This window comes from Bartonella sp. AD328YNZD, from assembly GCF_042196425.1.
Map to the genome: position 1 here is coordinate 1 of NZ_JBHIQG010000860.1, position 545 is coordinate 545.

The 545-nt window shown below is 40.7% G+C and carries 1 protein-coding gene; it reads right to left on the reverse strand.

Annotation, left to right across the window (positions count from 1 at the left end; genetic code table 11):
- A partial coding sequence (locus ACFIO3_RS15455; protein ID WP_375704821.1) for a NosD domain-containing protein occupies positions 1–545 on the reverse strand: 545 nt, incomplete at both ends.

Below are 545 nucleotides of genomic sequence, written 5' to 3' on the forward strand. Positions count from 1 at the left end.
CAAAGTATTGTTAATTATTGTATCACCATGCAATTGAATTGTGCTGTCATTGCCACTTACAAATGCACCGCTTCCTTTTCCCTCTGTTGTTAAAGCAACATCTGTGGCATCAATATGCCCACCGTTGATTGCGAATAACGCTGTTTTGTTCGCGGCTACGGATCCTCCCATCATTGTGATGGTGGATTTTGAACCTTCTGCATAGAGTCCAACATTATCAGATGATGTAATGTTTGCATTGTTTTTCAAGATAATCGTACTGCCACCTTCTGCACTTGCTCCTACGTCACGTCCACTAAATGCCCCTCCTGAGATTGTTATTGTCGAATCATGGTCTGCAACTATACTGGCAGCTGCTTGAGTCACTGTTACATCTTTTAAAGTGACGGTACTTTTATCTGCTTTTATTCCAAAGTTTAGTAATGCATCGTCTTTACTATTCGATATCTTTACACCTTCTAGTTTGTTTTCGCTGCTGTTACTGTTTAAGAAGCCAGCACCAACTAGAGAAGTCTTAATGGTTCCTCCAGTCATCTTGATTGCAC